The organism is Antarcticibacterium flavum (genome assembly GCF_006159205.1).
In the GTDB taxonomy this organism is placed as follows: Bacteria; Bacteroidota; Bacteroidia; order Flavobacteriales; family Flavobacteriaceae; genus Gillisia; species Gillisia flava.
In genome coordinates this window covers 2,327,579-2,344,348 of the sequence record NZ_CP040812.1, presented here as the reverse complement: position 1 = coordinate 2,344,348, position 16,770 = coordinate 2,327,579, and the positions used below count along the sequence as shown (strand labels likewise).

Annotated in this window: 16 protein-coding genes; 5 read left to right on the top strand and 11 right to left on the bottom strand. The window is 40.8% G+C overall.

All coding sequences use genetic code 11. The annotated features are described in order from the left end of the window. Positions 1-23: 23 nt before the first annotated feature. The 3 genes from FHG64_RS09885 (at position 24) to FHG64_RS09875 (ending at position 4,191) form a co-directional block, all read left to right on the top strand. Positions 24-527, top strand: coding sequence for a DUF4625 domain-containing protein (locus FHG64_RS09885; RefSeq protein ID WP_168191346.1), 504 nt, complete (start codon positions 24-26; stop codon positions 525-527). Between the two features lie 122 nt (positions 528-649). Then, positions 650-2,806, top strand: coding sequence for a prolyl oligopeptidase family serine peptidase (locus FHG64_RS09880; protein WP_139066247.1), 2,157 nt, complete (start codon positions 650-652; stop codon positions 2,804-2,806). Positions 2,807-3,204: 398 nt separating this feature from the next. Beyond that, positions 3,205-4,191 (top strand): ABC transporter ATP-binding protein, encoded by a 987-nt coding sequence (locus FHG64_RS09875; protein WP_139066246.1) that lies wholly within the window; start codon positions 3,205-3,207, stop codon positions 4,189-4,191. Here FHG64_RS09875 and FHG64_RS09870 read toward each other — a convergent pair. From FHG64_RS09870 to pdxA, 9 genes are all read right to left on the bottom strand, one after another. Beyond that, positions 4,188-4,640: a GreA/GreB family elongation factor gene (locus FHG64_RS09870; RefSeq protein WP_139066245.1), complete on the bottom strand. Its 453-nt coding sequence runs from the start codon at positions 4,638-4,640 to the stop codon at positions 4,188-4,190. The genes FHG64_RS09875 and FHG64_RS09870 overlap by 4 nt on opposite strands. Positions 4,641-4,651: 11 nt before the next feature. After that, on the bottom strand, positions 4,652-5,320 hold the full coding sequence (gene mtgA / locus FHG64_RS09865; protein WP_139066244.1) for a monofunctional biosynthetic peptidoglycan transglycosylase: 669 nt from the start codon (positions 5,318-5,320) through the stop codon (positions 4,652-4,654). A gap of 61 nt (positions 5,321-5,381) precedes the next feature. Then, positions 5,382-6,497 carry an NAD(P)/FAD-dependent oxidoreductase gene (locus tag FHG64_RS09860; protein WP_139066243.1) on the bottom strand — a complete coding sequence of 372 codons (1,116 nt, stop codon included), beginning with the start codon at positions 6,495-6,497 and terminating at the stop codon, positions 5,382-5,384. Between the two features lie 140 nt (positions 6,498-6,637). Further along, on the bottom strand, positions 6,638-7,990 hold the full coding sequence (gene accC / locus FHG64_RS09855) for an acetyl-CoA carboxylase biotin carboxylase subunit (protein ID WP_139066242.1): 1,353 nt from the start codon (positions 7,988-7,990) through the stop codon (positions 6,638-6,640). A 58-nt stretch (positions 7,991-8,048) separates the two neighbouring features. Further along, entirely contained in the window at positions 8,049-8,561 is a 513-nt protein-coding gene (gene accB, locus FHG64_RS09850; RefSeq protein WP_139066241.1) for an acetyl-CoA carboxylase biotin carboxyl carrier protein, read from the bottom strand. Between the two features lie 20 nt (positions 8,562-8,581). Further along, a complete protein-coding gene (locus FHG64_RS09845) occupies positions 8,582-9,577 on the bottom strand; it encodes a beta-ketoacyl-ACP synthase III (RefSeq protein ID WP_139066240.1) in 996 nt (331 codons plus the stop codon). Between the two features lie 169 nt (positions 9,578-9,746). Beyond that, entirely contained in the window at positions 9,747-9,944 is a 198-nt protein-coding gene (gene rpmF / locus FHG64_RS09840; RefSeq protein WP_139066239.1) for a 50S ribosomal protein L32, read from the bottom strand. A gap of 9 nt (positions 9,945-9,953) precedes the next feature. After that, on the bottom strand, positions 9,954-10,502 hold the full coding sequence (locus FHG64_RS09835; protein WP_139066238.1) for a YceD family protein: 549 nt from the start codon (positions 10,500-10,502) through the stop codon (positions 9,954-9,956). Positions 10,503-10,598: 96 nt separating this feature from the next. Further along, the gene (pdxA, locus tag FHG64_RS09830) at positions 10,599-11,645 is read right to left on the bottom strand and encodes a 4-hydroxythreonine-4-phosphate dehydrogenase PdxA (protein WP_139066237.1); all 1,047 of its coding nucleotides are present in this window, start codon (positions 11,643-11,645) and stop codon (positions 10,599-10,601) included. Between the two features lie 59 nt (positions 11,646-11,704). On the opposite strand from pdxA, the gene FHG64_RS09825 reads away from it, so the two are divergent. After that, the gene (locus FHG64_RS09825; protein WP_139066236.1) at positions 11,705-12,292 is read left to right on the top strand and encodes a riboflavin synthase; all 588 of its coding nucleotides are present in this window, start codon (positions 11,705-11,707) and stop codon (positions 12,290-12,292) included. Positions 12,293-12,680: 388 nt separating this feature from the next. Here the strand turns inward: FHG64_RS09825 and FHG64_RS09820 are convergent, their stop codons facing one another. Next, a complete protein-coding gene (locus FHG64_RS09820) occupies positions 12,681-12,953 on the bottom strand; it encodes a hypothetical protein (RefSeq protein WP_139066235.1) in 273 nt (90 codons plus the stop codon). A gap of 359 nt (positions 12,954-13,312) precedes the next feature. Here FHG64_RS09820 and FHG64_RS09815 point away from each other — a divergent pair, with 359 nt between their 5' ends. Then, positions 13,313-14,212, top strand: coding sequence for a transporter substrate-binding domain-containing protein (locus FHG64_RS09815; RefSeq protein ID WP_246054061.1), 900 nt, complete (start codon positions 13,313-13,315; stop codon positions 14,210-14,212). A 254-nt stretch (positions 14,213-14,466) separates the two neighbouring features. Here the strand turns inward: FHG64_RS09815 and FHG64_RS09810 are convergent, their stop codons facing one another. Further along, positions 14,467-16,611, bottom strand: coding sequence for a glycoside hydrolase family 97 protein (locus tag FHG64_RS09810; protein WP_139066234.1), 2,145 nt, complete (start codon positions 16,609-16,611; stop codon positions 14,467-14,469). Positions 16,612-16,770: the final 159 nt, after the last annotated feature.

Here is a 16,770-nt window from a genome sequence, read left to right as displayed (position 1 = left end):
TTAAACACAAAAAAGTAATTAAAATGAAAATTAAATTAAATTCAATCCTAACATTATTGGTAGCAGCCTTAATATTCACATCTTGTAGTAGTGATGATGATGCTACTCCAGACACTCAAAAGCCTACAATTGCCATAATCGAACCTCATAACGATGATGAAATTGCACCGGGAGGAGAAATTCATTTTGAAGCCTTGTTTTCAGATAATGTAGAACTGGCTTCTTATAAAATTGAGATACATGATGACTTTGATGATCACACCCATGCGCAGCTAAAAAGCAGCCATGATCTAAACCCATGGAGTTTTGAGCAGGTATTCCAAATCCCTGCCGGTCAAAGGAGTTTTGAAGCAGAACAACATATTGATGTTCCAACTACATTTAACGGGGAACCAATAAGTGAAGGCATATATCATTTAGGGGTGTATGTTACCGATACTTCTGGAAATGAAGAGCAGGCCTTTCTTTCTATCCACATTGAAGGTGATCACGGGGACGAAGATCACGATCACGGTCACGACCACTAGATTTCATCAATTTTAGTATCTATAAAGGCTGCCTGTAAAGGCGGCCTTTTTAATTTCACACCTATTCTAATAATGCGGAAAAAATCCCTATTTTTGGGCGATTACCCTATAAACCCCTAATAATGAAAAAAATAATACCCGGAATTTTTGCAGTTGCGATCCTATTCTCCTGCGACGACGATTCCAAAAAAGAAAAAATGGCTTTGAATTACCCCGACACAAAAAAAGTAGATACCGTTACCAATTACTTTGGAACAGAAGTTAAGGACCCTTATCGCTGGCTGGAAGACGACCGCAGTGAGGAAACAGGGGATTGGGTTAAAAGGCAAAATGAAGTAACCTTTAATTACCTCGAGAACATCCCTTACAGGAAAGACCTTAATGACCGCCTCACCAGGCTTTGGAATTACGAAAAACTGGGAGCTCCCTTTAAGGAGGGAGATTACACTTATTTCAGCAAAAATGACGGTTTACAAAACCAGTATGTAGTGTATAGAAAAAAAGGAGAAAATGATGAGGCAGAGGTGTTTCTTGACCCCAATAAATTTAGTGAAGATGGAACTACCTCCCTTGCAGGTCTAAGCTTTTCTGAAGATGGCACGCGGGCAGCATATGCTATTTCTGAAGGTGGAAGCGACTGGAGAAAGATCATCATCCTTGATACCGAAACTAAAGAAGCTATAGAAGACACTATTAAAGATGTAAAGTTCAGCGGAATTTCATGGAAGGGAAATGAAGGCTTTTACTACTCGAGCTATGAAAAGCCGGAAGGAAGTGAACTTTCAGCAAAGACAGATCAGCACCGTTTGTATTATCATAAACTGGGCACTGCTCAAAGTGAGGACAAAGTGATCTTTGGCGATACTCCGCAACAAAAACATCGTTACGTAGGTGGTGGTGTTTCTGAAGATAACCGTTACCTGTTCATCTCTGCCAGGAATTCAACTTCAGGAGGAAAGCTCTTTATGATGGACCTCTCAAAGGAAAATCCAGAATTGGTAACTATTCTGGACAATGAGGATACAGATACCGGGGTGATGGATAATGAAGGAAGTAAATTATTCCTTGTTACAAATCTTGATGCCCCAAATATGAGGGTGGTAACTGTAGACGCTGCAAACCCTGCACCTCAAAACTGGAAAGACCTTATACCTGAAACCGAAAATGTACTTAGCCCTTCTACGGGTGGCGGTTACATCTTTGCCAAATATATGGTGGATGCTGTTTCACAAGTTAAGCAATATGACTACAATGGTGAGCTTGTAAGAGAAATAGAATTACCGGGTGTGGGAACTGCAGGAGGCTTTGGTGCAAAGAAGGATGACGATCACTTATACTATTCTTTTACCAATTATGTAACACCAGGGACTATTTATAAATATGATATCGAGGCTGGAACTTCTAATCTTTATAACAAGCCGGCTATAGACTTTAATCCGGAGGATTATGAAAGCAACCAGGTATTTTATACTTCCAAAGACGGCACTAAAGTTCCAATGATCATTACTCACAAAAAAGGTATCGAGTTGAACGGAAAGAATCCCACTTTACTGTATGCCTATGGTGGTTTTAACATTAGTCTTACTCCTTCATTCAGCACGGCAAATGCAGTCTGGATGGAACAGGGAGGTATTTATGCGGTACCAAACTTACGTGGAGGTGGAGAATATGGAAAGACCTGGCACGATGCAGGAACAAAGCTTAACAAGCAAAATGTGTTTGATGACTTCATAGCTGCAGCAGAATACTTGATTGATAACAATTATACCTCAAGTGAATACCTGGCCATAAGGGGAGGTTCGAACGGTGGACTTCTGGTAGGAGCTACAATGACCCAGCGCCCTGAACTTATGAAAGTAGCATTGCCGGCAGTAGGGGTAATGGATATGCTTAGATATCATACTTTCACAGCAGGTGCAGGATGGGCTTATGACTATGGTACTGCAGAGGACAACCCGGAAATGTTCGAATATCTTAAAGGCTATTCTCCTGTTCACAACGTCAAAGCCGGAGTGGAATATCCTGCAACAATGGTTACCACCGGAGATCACGATGACCGGGTGGTACCCGCACATTCTTTCAAATTTGCAGCTGAACTGCAGGAGAAACAGGCAGGAACAAATCCTACACTTATTAGAATTGAAACCAAAGCAGGACACGGGGCAGGAAAACCTACTTCAATGATCATAGATGAGTATGCAGATATTTTTGCATTTACTCTATATAATATGGGTTATGAAGTATTACCTGAGAATACGAACAAGAAGATCAAAGGATAAGAATAATTCTTTCCATTGAAAAAATCCCCCGGCTCCCCGGGGGATTTTTTGTTGGAATAATTCTGATATCAAATTAATTAAAAAACATTTGTGCTTTTGCGGCTTAATATCTGCCACTAATGCACGAATAATTTTTTATTGCATTTATTAAAACATAACCGTAGATCAATAGGAATCCAAAAAAACTCTCCCTTACAAATACTACCTTTTTATATTCATCTCTAAGGGAACGACCCAAAGAAAACATTCGTGCATTCGTGGCTAAATTTTTTCACCCTCTTAATTACCGAAATTGAAAGACATTTGATTCGTGGTAAGAATAACTATTCAGATTTTCCCATAGAAAAGTCCGCCCTCTTTTTTTCTTTGTAACTTTACCAAACCGCATTTCCTTATCTATGCTAAAGCTTAAAAATGTCACCTTTGCTTACGACAAAAAGCCCATTCTTCGCAATATTAATTTTAAGCTGGAAAAGGGAGAGCAGCTATCGATCATAGGAGAAAGCGGATGCGGCAAAAGCACCTTACTGCAGCTTATATATGGTTTACATCACACCCCCGGAAGGATATTTTGGGAGGAGAAGGAACTTCTGGGCCCTAACTTCAATTTGGTACCGGGAGAACCTTTTATAAAATATCTTGCTCAGGATTTTGACCTTATGCTCCCTTTAAGTGTAGCAGATAATGTAGGCAAATACCTTAGCAACATGTATCCCCGCAAAAAGAATCAAAGGATAAAGGAGCTCCTGGAGGTGGTAGAGATGAGTGAACTCTCTGCAGTTAAGGCGAAGCATCTTAGTGGGGGCCAGCAACAAAGGGTAGCACTTGCCCGTGCTTTGGCCCGTGAACCGGAAATACTGCTCCTTGATGAACCCTTTAGCCATATTGATCATTTCAGAAAAAACAATTTACGCAGGAGGATTTATTCCTATTTAAAAGAGAATGATATTACCTGTATTACGGCCACCCACGACAGCACAGATGCACTTTCGTTTGCCGACAGGACGATGGTGCTAAAAAATGGGAAGATCTTTGCAGAAGCCCCTCCTGCTGAATTGTACAAAAATCCGCCGAATAAATATGTAGCATCCCTTTTTGGGGATATTAATGAAATTGAAATAAGATTGTTAAGGCCTGCAGAAGAAAGCAGGAAGAAAGTGCTGCTTTATCCACATGAATTAAAACTATCATCCTCCAGCGGAGCAAAAGCGACCGTGATAGAAAGTTTTTTTAAAGGAAAGGACTACCTTATTAAAGCACGGCTAAATGGCCAAGTGATTTTTTTTGAACATCATATGCGGCTGGAAAAAAACATAGACGTTCTTGTTAACGTAGCAGATGATATCCTTAAATCCCGTCAAAAGCCTATAAAAAAAGGAGATTAAAATATTTTCTTGATTGTCGAGGTTTTCCCATTGATATTAAAAGCATCCCCTTCTTCCTTTCCCATAAGTTCCCTGGCTACCGGGGAATTGACACCTACCACATAAAAACTTTCTTCCTCCACCTTAATTTCTCCCGCAGGAATAGCTATAAAATAATTGGAAGTTGTGGTCTTAACCACACTCCCAAATCCCACTTTGGATAACACCGGTTGTTTGTCAATAAGGCTGGCGGTTTTGCGAAGCGTATTGAACTGTTCCATCTGTCCAGATACTTTTTCAAATTCCAAATGCAGCATGGCCCTGCTGGTTTCATACTTATCACCCATACAACTCCGGCTCTCAGGCTTAAGTGCCTCTTCCAGTTCCCGCATGGTTTCATTAAACCTTCCAATACGGCTTTCAACATACTCCACACTGGCTTTTATAAGCTTGCTTTTTATTTCTTTCATTACCTGCAGGGCTATTTTAATCTTATAGGTCCCATATTATTCATTTGCCTTACGATCCAGGACTTCCTGCCCTCGATATAAGAACTTGCAGGATTCGCCCTGTATTGTCTTGGGTTTGGCAAAATAGCTGCTATTGCTGCAGCTTCATAAGGTGATAATTGCGAGGCCGATTTCTTGAACCAGAATTGCGAAGCAGCTTCTGCCCCGTAAATTCCCTTTCCCATTTCTATACTGTTAAGGTAAACTTCCAATATCCGCTCCTTTCCCCAAATCGTTTCTATGAGAAATGTGAAATACACCTCAAAACCTTTACGCAACCAGCTGCGTTGAGGCCAGAGGAAAACATTTTTAGCAGTTTGCTGGGAAATGGTACTTGCTCCCCTAACTCTTTTACCTTTCTTATTATCTTCAATAGCTTTTTCAATAGCCTGTACATCAAAACCATTATGTACTGGAAAGTTCTGGTCCTCACTACCTATTACCGCCAGCTTAAGATTATTGGATATCTCCTCAAAAGGTACCCATTGGTGTTGGATGCTTTCTTCCGGATTCTCGAAATATCGAATGGCCATCAACGGTGTGAACGGCACAGGGACCCACTTGAATAAAATTACCAAAAGAATAGTGAAGGCAAAGAACCAGAGGACAAGCTTAAGAAGGAATTTAAAAAATCTTTTCATTGAGGTGCTATATAATTATGGCCAGGAGAAACATGTAGTTTCTTTCTGCTTTCTTTCTGTATTATTTAATTAGTTGTCCAAGTTCCCTACCCACAAGGCTGCCTATAGCAACTCCCATACCACCAAGCCTCACCCCACAAAAAATATTGTTTGATGTTTGTTTCACAACAGGCTTTTTAGTGTTTCCCACTCCCATTATGCCGGTCCAGCGATGATCAATCTCATATGCGGTTTGCGGTAGAATAGTTTTTTGCAACAGCTCTTCCAGTTTGTTCTGTATAAGAGCGGTAAGTTCCATCTCTGTTGTCTCCTCTGCTTTGAGGTCCAAATTTCTCCCCCCTCCTAAAAGTATCCTGCCATTGATATTCCGGAAGTAGTAATAACCTTTTTCCAGGTGAAATGTTCCCTGTATATGTAAATCTTTAATGGGTTTGGTGATCAATACCTGTGCGCGGGCCGGTTTAACTTCCATAATCCCCAATTGAGAGGCAAATCCATTATTTGCTATAAGAAGTTTTCCGGTTTTAAAACTGAATTCCTTTGTTACCACCTCCACATTATTTTCGTTCTCTGCAAATTCGTCCACGTTAACATTATTGAGAATTTTCACGCCGGTGGCCTGTACCTTGTGCAACAAAGCCGTCATCATCTTTCCTGTATCTATTTGTCCTTCAAAGGCACTGTAGACCAGTTTTTCTTTAATATTCTGGAATTTAAAGGTGTTTTCTTTCACCGAAAAGACAGACTTTTCAAAAACAGGCCGTAAAAGTTCATTTACCCGCTCCAATCCTTCAAGGCATTCGTTATATAACTCCTCATCAGTTTGGGTAAAAAGCTCATAGCCACCATATGACTGGTAATCAATATGATCATCTCCCAGGTTTTTTCGAAGCAATTCAAGGCCTTCCAATCGTTTTTTAACCAGCTCCACTATTTCCTCCTCGCTTTGATATTTAAGATCCTCAAGAATTTCAGAAATACTTCCAAAGCAGGCAAATCCGGCATTTTTGGTACTCGCCCCATTGGGTAACAGGCCGCGCTCAAGGACAAGTACTTTGGAATTGGGGAACCGCTGTTTTAGATCCAGCGCAGCATTAAGCCCTACGATCCCGCTGCCTATAATCGTGAAATCTACATTAGAGAACCAGCTTTGGCGCTCCCAGTATGAAAAAGTCATGCATTTAAATTTTTTATGAAATTACATAAATTAAGAATAGTAATTTTTTCCTCCCTTTATTTTGCAGTCATAAAACAAGAAGTAAATAATAAGCCCGGAAGATAATTCCCCCGGGCTATTTTATATTCTTTTAAATGATCTTATTCCTCTTTTATAGGATCCATCTTCCAGCTTTCCATGAACTTGGTGGTATAATTTCCATCAATATAGTCTGGATGGTCCATCAATTGCCTATGGAAAGGGATCGTGGTTTTAATACCTTCTATTACGAATTCATCCAGGGCACGTTTCATCTTATTGATCGCTTCTTCCCTTGTTTGGGCAGTGGTGATCAATTTTGCGATCATAGAATCATAGTTAGGCGGGATTGAATAGCCGCTGTAAACATGAGTGTCTATGCGTACACCGTGCCCACCCGGCGCGTGAAGGTTTGTTATCTTTCCTGGAGATGGCCTAAAGTTATTATAAGGATCCTCAGCATTGATACGGCATTCAATTGAATGCAACTGTGGCACATAGTTCTTACCTGAAATTGGCACCCCTGCAGCCACAAGGATCTGTTCCCTTATGAGGTCATAATCTATCACCTGTTCGGTAATAGGATGTTCTACCTGTATACGGGTATTCATTTCCATGAAGTAAAAATTCCGGTGTTTATCTACCAGGAATTCCACTGTACCTGCTCCTTCATATTTAATAAATTCAGCAGCTTTTACGGCTGCATCACCCATTTGCTTTCTTAGTTTGTCTGTCATAAAAGGAGATGGAGTCTCCTCTGTAAGTTTTTGGTGACGACGTTGTATGGAACAATCCCTTTCGCTTAAGTGGCAGGCTTTACCTGTACTATCCCCTACAACCTGTATCTCAATATGCCTTGGTTCTAGGATAAGTTTTTCCATGTACATCCCGTCATTTCCAAAGGCTGCACCGGCTTCCTGTCTTGCAGAATCCCAGGCCGCACGAAGATCTTTCTCCTCGTGAACAGCACGCATTCCTTTACCACCTCCACCTGCAGTTGCCTTAAGCATTACAGGGAATCCCATTCCTTTGGCAGTGGCAAGACAATCGTCATAATCTTTTAGTATCCCGTCGCTTCCGGGGATACAGGGTACTCCTGCGGCCATCATTGTTGCACGCGCAGAGGCTTTATCACCCATTTTATCGATCATATCTGGGCTGGCGCCTATGAATTTTATATTGTGTTCCTGGCAGATTTTAGAGAATTTCGCATTTTCTGATAGGAAACCATATCCCGGGTGAATTGCATCGGCATTAGTGATCTCTGCAGCTGCAATGATATTGGAGATCTTAAGATAGGATAAATTACTTGGAGGAGGGCCAATACACACGGCTTCATCAGCAAATCTTACGTGAAGGCTTTCAGCATCTGCGGTAGAATACACTGCAACCGTCTTGATCCCCATTTCCCTGCAGGTTCTTATAACACGCAGGGCAATTTCCCCTCTGTTGGCAATTAATATTTTTTTAAACATATACCTGTATATTTTCTACTGAGCGGTAAAGATTAATTTTCCTTAAATAAAGAAAAACCTATGACGGATCTACTAAAAATAGAGGCTGGTCAAATTCCACCGGCGATGAATCATCTACAATAACTTTTACGATCTTTCCTGAAACTTCGCTTTCAATTTCATTGAAGAGCTTCATAGCTTCGATCACACAAAGTACATCTCCTTCTTTAATAGTATCCCCAACTTCTACAAATGCAGGCTTATCTGGTGATGGCTTACGATAAAAAGTTCCAATGATTGGAGATTTTACGGTAACGTATTTGGAATCATCCTGAGATGCTGAATCCTGTTTCCCTCCTGAAGCAGGTGCTTCCTGATTTGATGGGGATTGCTGCTGTTGCTGTTGTTGTGGCATTTGCTGTTGCTGCTGCGGCATTTGTTGCTGCATAGGCACGTGCTGAATGTAGGTAGGCTCTCTGTCTTCTCCTCCTGTTTTAATGGTGATCTTTACATCATCCATTTCCAGCTTCACCTCACTGGCACCAGATTTTGCTACAAACTTGATTAAATTCTGAATTTCTTTTAAATCCATAATATTAGGGTGTTGGTTTATTAAGAATTATAAGCCCATTTAAGATAGATAGACCCCCAGGTGAATCCGCCTCCAAATGTGGCAAAGACTATATTATCTCCTTTTTTAAATTGTTGTTCAAAATCGCTGAGTAAAAGCGGTAATGTGGCAGAGGTGGTATTCCCATAACGTTCAATGTTCATAAGCACCTTTTCGTCTTCAAGTTTCATCCTGTTGGCGGTGGCACTCACGATCCTTTGATTGGCCTGGTGGGCAACCAGCCAGTTTATATCATTATTGGTAAGGTCATTCCTCTTCATAATGAGTTCACTTACATCGGCCATATTTGAAACCGCAAATTTGAAAACAGTTTTACCATCCTGTTGCACAAAATGCAATTTTTTGGCCACTGTCACTTCAGAAGGTGGCATCAAAGAACCACCCGCCTCAATTTTAAGCGAATGTCTTCCTATCCCATCACTTCTTAAATATTCATCCTGCAGTCCAAGCCCTTCATAATTTGGCTCAAAAAGCACAGCTCCTGCCCCGTCTCCAAATATGATACAGGTAGTCCTGTCTGTATAATCAATAATAGAGGACATTTTATCGGCCCCTATTAATAGTACCTTTTTGTACCGTCCTGCCTCGATATATGCGGCGGCAGTAGACATTCCATAGAGAAAACCCGAACAGGCAGCCTGCAGGTCATAGGCAAAGGCATTTGTCGCACCAATTTGAGTTGCGACATATACGGCAGTTGCCGCCACAGGAAGGTCGGGGGTTACAGTTGCAAGTAAAACAAGGTCGATCTCTGTTGGGTCTATACCCGATTTTTCGATCAAATTCTCGGCGGCCTTGATGGCCATATAAGAGGTTCCTTTTTCAGGATCCTTCAGGATGCGGCGTTCTTTTATTCCGGTGCGGGAAGTGATCCATTCGTCATTAGTATCAACCATTTTTTCCAGCATCTGGTTGGTCAATACATCTTCAGGGACATAAGCACCTACAGCGGTAATGGCTGCTGTGTTTTTACTCATAAAATTCTAATTTAAAGCCACCCGGAACAAAAAAAGCTTGCTTTTCAAGAAAAGTACTAAAATTTCTCTGAACCGGCGTGCAAATTAAGGCCTTTTTAGGACTTATTCAACTAAAAACAAAAAACTCCCACGAGGTGAGAGTTTGTATTCCAGCAAAGCTCTTTTTTAATTAAGCTTCTACTTCTTCTGTATTATCGATTAGAACCTGACCGCGGTAATAAAGTTTTCCTTCATGCCAGTGAGCCCTGTGATACAAATGCGCTTCTCCTGTTGTAGGATCTTTGGCGATTTGTGGAACAGAAGCTTTATAATGCGTTCTTCTTTTATCTCTTCTGGTTTTCGAGGTCTTTCTCTTAGGATGTGCCATTGCTACGTATTATTTATCGTTTAATAAGTTTTTTAATTTATTCCAGCGAGGGTCTATTTCTTCCTCGTTTTCCTTCTCATTTGATTCCCCGGCCTCTTTAGGGCTCAGTTCTTCCAGTTTTTCAAGTACATCAGACTCCAGACTCCCGTCCAGAACTCCCGGGTGCACCCTTTTTAAAGGTACAGAGAGAACGATCATTTCATAAATGTATTGAGCTACATTTATTTGATATTCTCCATGTGGCAGTATGAGCAGCTCCTCGTTATCTTCATTTAGTTCGTCTCCAAACTTTACTACAAGCCTAAGGTCTCCCTCTACAGGTTGGTCAAAGGGCTCATTTGTAAGATCACAATTCACATTTACAACTCCCGTGGCTGCAAAAGTAAGTTCCAGCATTGTTGGTTTTTTTTCAAGCACCAACTTAACCTTCACATCTGCATCATTAAAATCCTCATACTCAAAGTGCTCAAAGAACTCTTTATCCACCTGGTAATCAAACCCGTGGCTGCCTAGTTTCAATCCCACAAATGGAATTGTAAACGCTGCTAGTTTCCTCATAACATCTTCTTTTTCATGCATATGCCCTTCTCAGAAAGGCAGGTGCAAAGATATAAAATATAATGAATTACAACTTCCTTATAAACAATTTTTTGTTTATATCTTTTTTCCCTGTTTTTTAAGGGGATTCCTGGTGAGTTTTTTATATTCTTTCCTCGTTTTATAGATCTCCAGGGCTTTAAAAACCGCCTCCTTAAAACTGTTGATATTGGCGGTGTTCTTGCCTGCGATTTCAAAGGCCGTCCCGTGGTCTGGAGAAGTCCTTACTTTTTTAAGGCCGGCAGTGTAGTTTACTCCTTCTCCAAAAGAAAGGGTTTTAAAAGGGATGAGCCCCTGGTCATGATAGGAAGCTATAACAGCGTCAAAGTTCTCGTGGTTCTTTGACCCAAAAAAGCTATCGGCAGCAAAGGGACCAAATACCAGCTTCCCCTTATCTCTAATTTTTTGAAGTGTTGGTTTTAAGATCGTTTCATCCTCCTTACCAATAAGCCCGTTATCTCCACTATGCGGATTTATTCCCAGCACTGCGATCTTTGGCTTTGAGATCCTGAAATCCTGCTGCAGGGTTTTATGGATAATCTCTATTTTTTTCTCTATGAGTTGAGGGGTGATAACATTGGCAATATCTTTTAGGGCTACATGATCTGTAAGCAATCCCACCTTAAGTTTATCTGTTACCATGAACATAAGGCTGTCTCCTTCAAGTTCTTTAGCAAGATAATCTGTATGACCCGGGAAATTAAAATCTTCGCTCTGGATAGTATTCTTATTGATTGGAGCTGTTACCAGTACATCTATTTCATCATTTTTAAGGGCTTTGGTCGCAGCTTCCAGGGAGCGAAAGGCATATTTTCCAATTGCAGGATCTTCTTCCCCAAAATTGATATTCACATTTTCCTTCCAAACATTCACCACGTTGATCTTGCCCTCGATCACCTGGGAAACCTCGTCTACCCCGTGAATGTTAATACCAAGGTCAAAATGTTTCTTTAAGAAACTCAGGGTTTTTACTGAGGCAAAAATAACAGGAGTACAAAAATCCAGCATCCGGGAGTCGTCAAAAGTCTTTAGGACGATCTCTCCTCCAATTCCGTTTAGGTCTCCTATACTAATTCCAAGTTTTATCTTTTGACCAGACTTCATAATTTTTCCCCTTTTTTATTTCTATTTTTACCTCACAAATGTAAGAATAATCTACGACCATGTTTACCGGAATTGTTGAAGAACTAGGAGAAGTGATAGAAACCAGGAGAGAAAATGACAATCTCCATATAACAGTGGCAGCTCAAATGGCTTCAGAGCTAAAAATAGACCAAAGTGTAGCTCATAATGGGGTATGTCTTACTGTAGTTAAGGCCGATGCCGGTACTTATACAGTGACCGCCATTAAAGAAACCCTTGATAAGACAAACCTGGGAAAATTGGAAATTGGCCAGGCTGTTAACCTGGAGCGGGGAATGAAACTGGGAGCCCGCCTCGATGGCCATATAGTCCAGGGCCACGTTGACCAAACCGGGATCTGCAAAAGTATCAAAGAGGAAAACGGCAGCTGGGTTTTCACCTTTGAGTATGACCCCAGCTTATCCAATATCACCATTGAAAAGGGATCTATAACCATAAATGGGGTAAGCCTTACTGTGGTGAATTCTAAAAAGCATCAATTTAGCGTTGCCATTATTCCATATACCTACAACAACACCACCTTTAAACATCTTAAAGAAGGAGCTACTGTAAATCTTGAGTTTGATGTTATAGGGAAATATGTAAAACGGTTGACAGAGCTTTCCTAACCTATTTCTTCTTCAAATAGTAAACTCCTAAAATTAACCCACCTGCCGCAAGCAGGGAAATGTGGGTACAATTGGCACTACCAGACCCGGAGGAGGTGGGACCGCTGCTTTGGTATCGTCCATTCTTGGTTGTGGCAAATGATGCTCCTGAGCATATCCGTAAATCGATAAAAAGCATAATATAACCGATAAAAGTAATATTTTCTTCACTGAAGAATATTTTTATAGGCAATATACTACAAGATATATTTATCAGCAATAGCATTAACACACTTCTGAATTTGTATGTTTATACGCTGAAATTCAGAAAGATATCTCATAAAAGAGATCCTTATTTTTATTTGAATAAACTGAAGAGAAAATGTAACAACGCTGAACAGCGGAAGAATCAGGAATCGGCCTCCTTTTTTTTACCCGAAGATACCAGGAAATAAATACCAAGACCAAAACCGGCGGCAAGAAGAAGGCCAATATTAGTATCTATGGGCACTACAAGACCTGGAGGTGGTGGGCCTACCCCGCAATTCCTAGCAGGAATACACTCTGTACGGCCTCTACATTGCACAAAACCCGGTTCGCAAGGAGATTGACCATAGGAAGTATAACTCATTGAAAACAACAAGACAAGTATAACAATAATATGCCTTACAAATATTTTCATTTAGAATTTGGGGAATAACAAACTTATTCTATTTCGCAACGGTTTCAATAGATTTTCGATATAGGGCTTTATTTACTCGATGAAATACTGTGAGGGAGCTTTTCACCAATTGATTTCAAATATAAATTTTATTTTGGATATTAATAACTTAAATATTTATATCCCAATATATTACTTATAATTATTGCCGAATCTTCTTATATAATTGTAAAGACAAGCAAGACCTGACAAAAAAGACCTCACCGTACCTTCTATAGTGAGGAACAATTTGACAAGTTACCAGGCTGGGAGAAGTGGTGGATGATTAAGAAAATAATTCTCTAGATTTGAAGCTCATTTAAATTTAAATCAAAAGCCAAATGAAATTCAAAGCATTAGGTATCCCATTCTTCATTTTACTCTTACTCTTTACAACATCCTCACCTGCCCAGACCAGCATGCCAGCTTCCAACGAAAAATTAGTGATAGGTGTTACTCCCACCCCTCCCTTTATCACAGTGGAGAATGGCAGGTTCTCCGGCCTTAGTATATCCTCCTGGAAACTGGTCAACCAGCAACTGGATCTTGATTTTGAGTACAAGGTCTATTCTTCTTTGACAGCTTTGATGACAGCTGTAGAGACCGGGGAGGTTGATTTCAGTATTAATCCCATCACGGTAACAGACAGCCGCATGGAACGCCTGGACTTCTCCCAGCCTTACTTTATTTCTCATACGGGGGTTGCAAAAAAATCTGATACCAGCATATGGACCTACCTTGCCAATATTTTCAGCTGGAATTTCATCTCGGCCATTCTTATCCTTATTGGAGTGATATTCATTTTTGGATTCCTTGTTTGGATCTTTGAGAGAAAACGGAATCCGGAGCAATTTGGAGGTGGGACACGTGGCTTATTACAGAGTTTTTGGTGGAGTGCGGTTACAATGACCACGGTAGGATATGGAGACAAGGCTCCTTTGACCCTGGGAGGCCGGGTAATTGGGGTTATCTGGATGTTCATGGCCATAATAATGATCTCCAGCTTAACGGCTGGGATAGCCTCCTCACTTACCGTACAAAGCATTTATGATGAAATAAATTCTGTCCAGGACCTTAACCGGTTTGACGTGGTTACAGTTTCGGGTTCAAGCGCGCTGGAACTACTGGAACAGTATAATATCACCAGTGATGATGTCCCGAATGTTCAGGAAGGAATACAGGGGATTCTTGATGACAATTACAGCCTGTTCGTTTATGATCAACCTATATTAAAAGTATGAAATAGATCGCCGGGAGCTGGGAGATGAAATAGAAGTATTACCACGAACATTGAAAAGGGATTACTACAGCTATAGTTTCCCAAAGAACTCAGAACTGGTGGATGTTATTAACCCTATTCTTGTATCTACTCTTAAAACCATGGAATGGAATAATCTTGTAAGGGATTATAATTAGCTTTTATTTTTCCAGGGCATGAAAAAATCCCCGGTGATTTTATTCCGGGGATCTTAGGAAATTTAAAAAGATCTGTTCTCTAAAGTTTTTTTAATCCCCTGGTTTCACCTTTACCGGCTTCCATAATGCTAATAGCGTACCCACCACCCGGAACTGAAAGTTGATTTAATTTTGATCTATTGTTCACCACCACCTTACGTATTTCGTATGCCTGGGCATTGTTCCTGTAATGCGCGTCTTTAGCATCTGAATATATTGTGGCGATATAAGTTTTTCCCGGCTCCAGGAAGTCGAATTTAATCCTTGATGTTCTGCTCTCATTCCCATTCACGTTACCTACAAACCAGTTGCTGCTTCCCTTTTCTTTCCTGGCGATGGTCAGATAATAACCCGGTTCGGCTTCGAGGTAAACACTTTTTTCCCAATCTATGGCAACATCTTTAATAAACTGAAAAGCGTCCATGAAGCGCTCATAATTCTCAGGCAGGTCGGCAGCCATTTGCAATGGGGAGTACATAGTTACATATAATCCCAGCTGATTTGCAATAGTGCTGTTCACCCAGGAATTGTTTTCGGGATTCAGTTTACTAATGTCCATTTCAAAGATTCCCGGTGTGTAATCCATAGGGCCTCCAATTAAACGTGTAAAAGGCAGTACAGTCACGTGATTGGGTTTTGAACCTCCAAATGCCTGGTACTCCTGCCCCCGGGCACTTTCATTTGCTATAAGGTTTGGATAGGTACGTGCTACCCCTGTAGGACGCACAGCTTCGTGGGCATTTACCATCACTTCATATTCTGCCGCTTTTTCAATAGCATATTGATAATGGTTTACCAGCCATTGGCTGTAATGGTTCTCCCCACGTGGAAGGATATCCCCCACATATCCACTCTTAACCGCATTGTACCCGTTATCCTTCATGAACTGATATGCCTGGTCCATATGCCTTTCATAATTTCTTACTGAAGAGGAAGTTTCGTGGTGCATGATCATTTCGACTCCTTTACTTTTTGCATAATCCCTCACCTCTTCCAGGTCAAAATCTGGATAGGAGGTTACAAAGTCAAAAACGTAATCTTTGGAGTTCCCGAACCAATCTTCCCAGCCAACATTCCAGCCTTCTACCAACACCCCGTCAAAACCATGCTCTGCTGCAAAATCTATATGTTTCTTTACATTCTCTGTAGTTGCACCATGAGTCTCATTGGGTGTGGCTGCTTCAAAATTTGTTTCCCCAAGTTTTACTGCAGGGAAATCATTGGTATAATGCCAGGTGCTTTTGCCTGTGATCATTTCCCACCATACTCCTATATACTTCATGGGCTTTATCCAGGAAGGGTCTTCAATAGCAATTGGTTCATTCAAATTATAAGTGATCCTGGAGGCAAGAATGTCCCGTGCATCGTCACTTACAATAATAGTACGCCAGGGGCTTTTTCCAGGAGCGATCATATAAACCTTATCCCCGGTAACATCTGGCGTTAGCCAGGAGGTGAAAATAAAATTCTCATCGTCCAGGTCCAGGTGCATGGTAGAATAATCGATAAGGGCTGCTTCGTGCAAATTTATATATAGCCCATCATCTGTCTTTAGCATTAAAGAAGTTTGTACTCCTGTAGGTGAAAAAGAGGTTTGAGAAAGATTTGCTGTTACAGAGCTGCTCATTCTTTCTCTTATTTCTGAAAGTTTTGATTCTGTATAATCATATTCCTGGGTATCATAATCTCCCGCAATCCAGAAGGCGGTATGGTCACCAGTCATTGCAAATTGTGTCTTCTCTTCCTTTATTATAAAATGACCCAGGTTTTCCTGTGACGGGAATTCGTAGCGAAATCCAAGCCCGTCATCAAATAACCTGAAGCGTATGACCATTTGCCTATTGGTCTCTTCCTGCTCCAGGTATACCTCAAGCTCATTATAGTGGTTGCGTATTTCACTCTCTTCCCCCCAAACCGGTTCCCACACCTCATCAAAACTGGATTCCTTTGTTTCCAGAATAGAAAAATTATTCAACAGGGAATGTTCGTCATTCTTAAGTTCCAGTCCAAGAGTACTTTGTTTGATCACCTCCCTATTCTTGTAAGATAACTGGTAGGCAGGGGTTCCACTTTCTATAAGTGAAAATTCCATTTCAAGGTTTCCGTCTGGTGAGGTAAGGGTTTGTGCTATGGAAATGCTTATAGCACCAAGCCAGATAAGTGTGAAAAATATTAAGTTCTTCATAATAAGAGAATTATATTTAAAAGTACAAAAGAGATGAAAATTACGCTATTCCACCCGGAAAAAGTATGATATGGATCAGCCCCCTGCACAGTTCCGGGGTTTCCGGAAAACAGAAAGATAGATCTTCAGCAAAAGTAAGGAATCAAATGTGAAATTTAC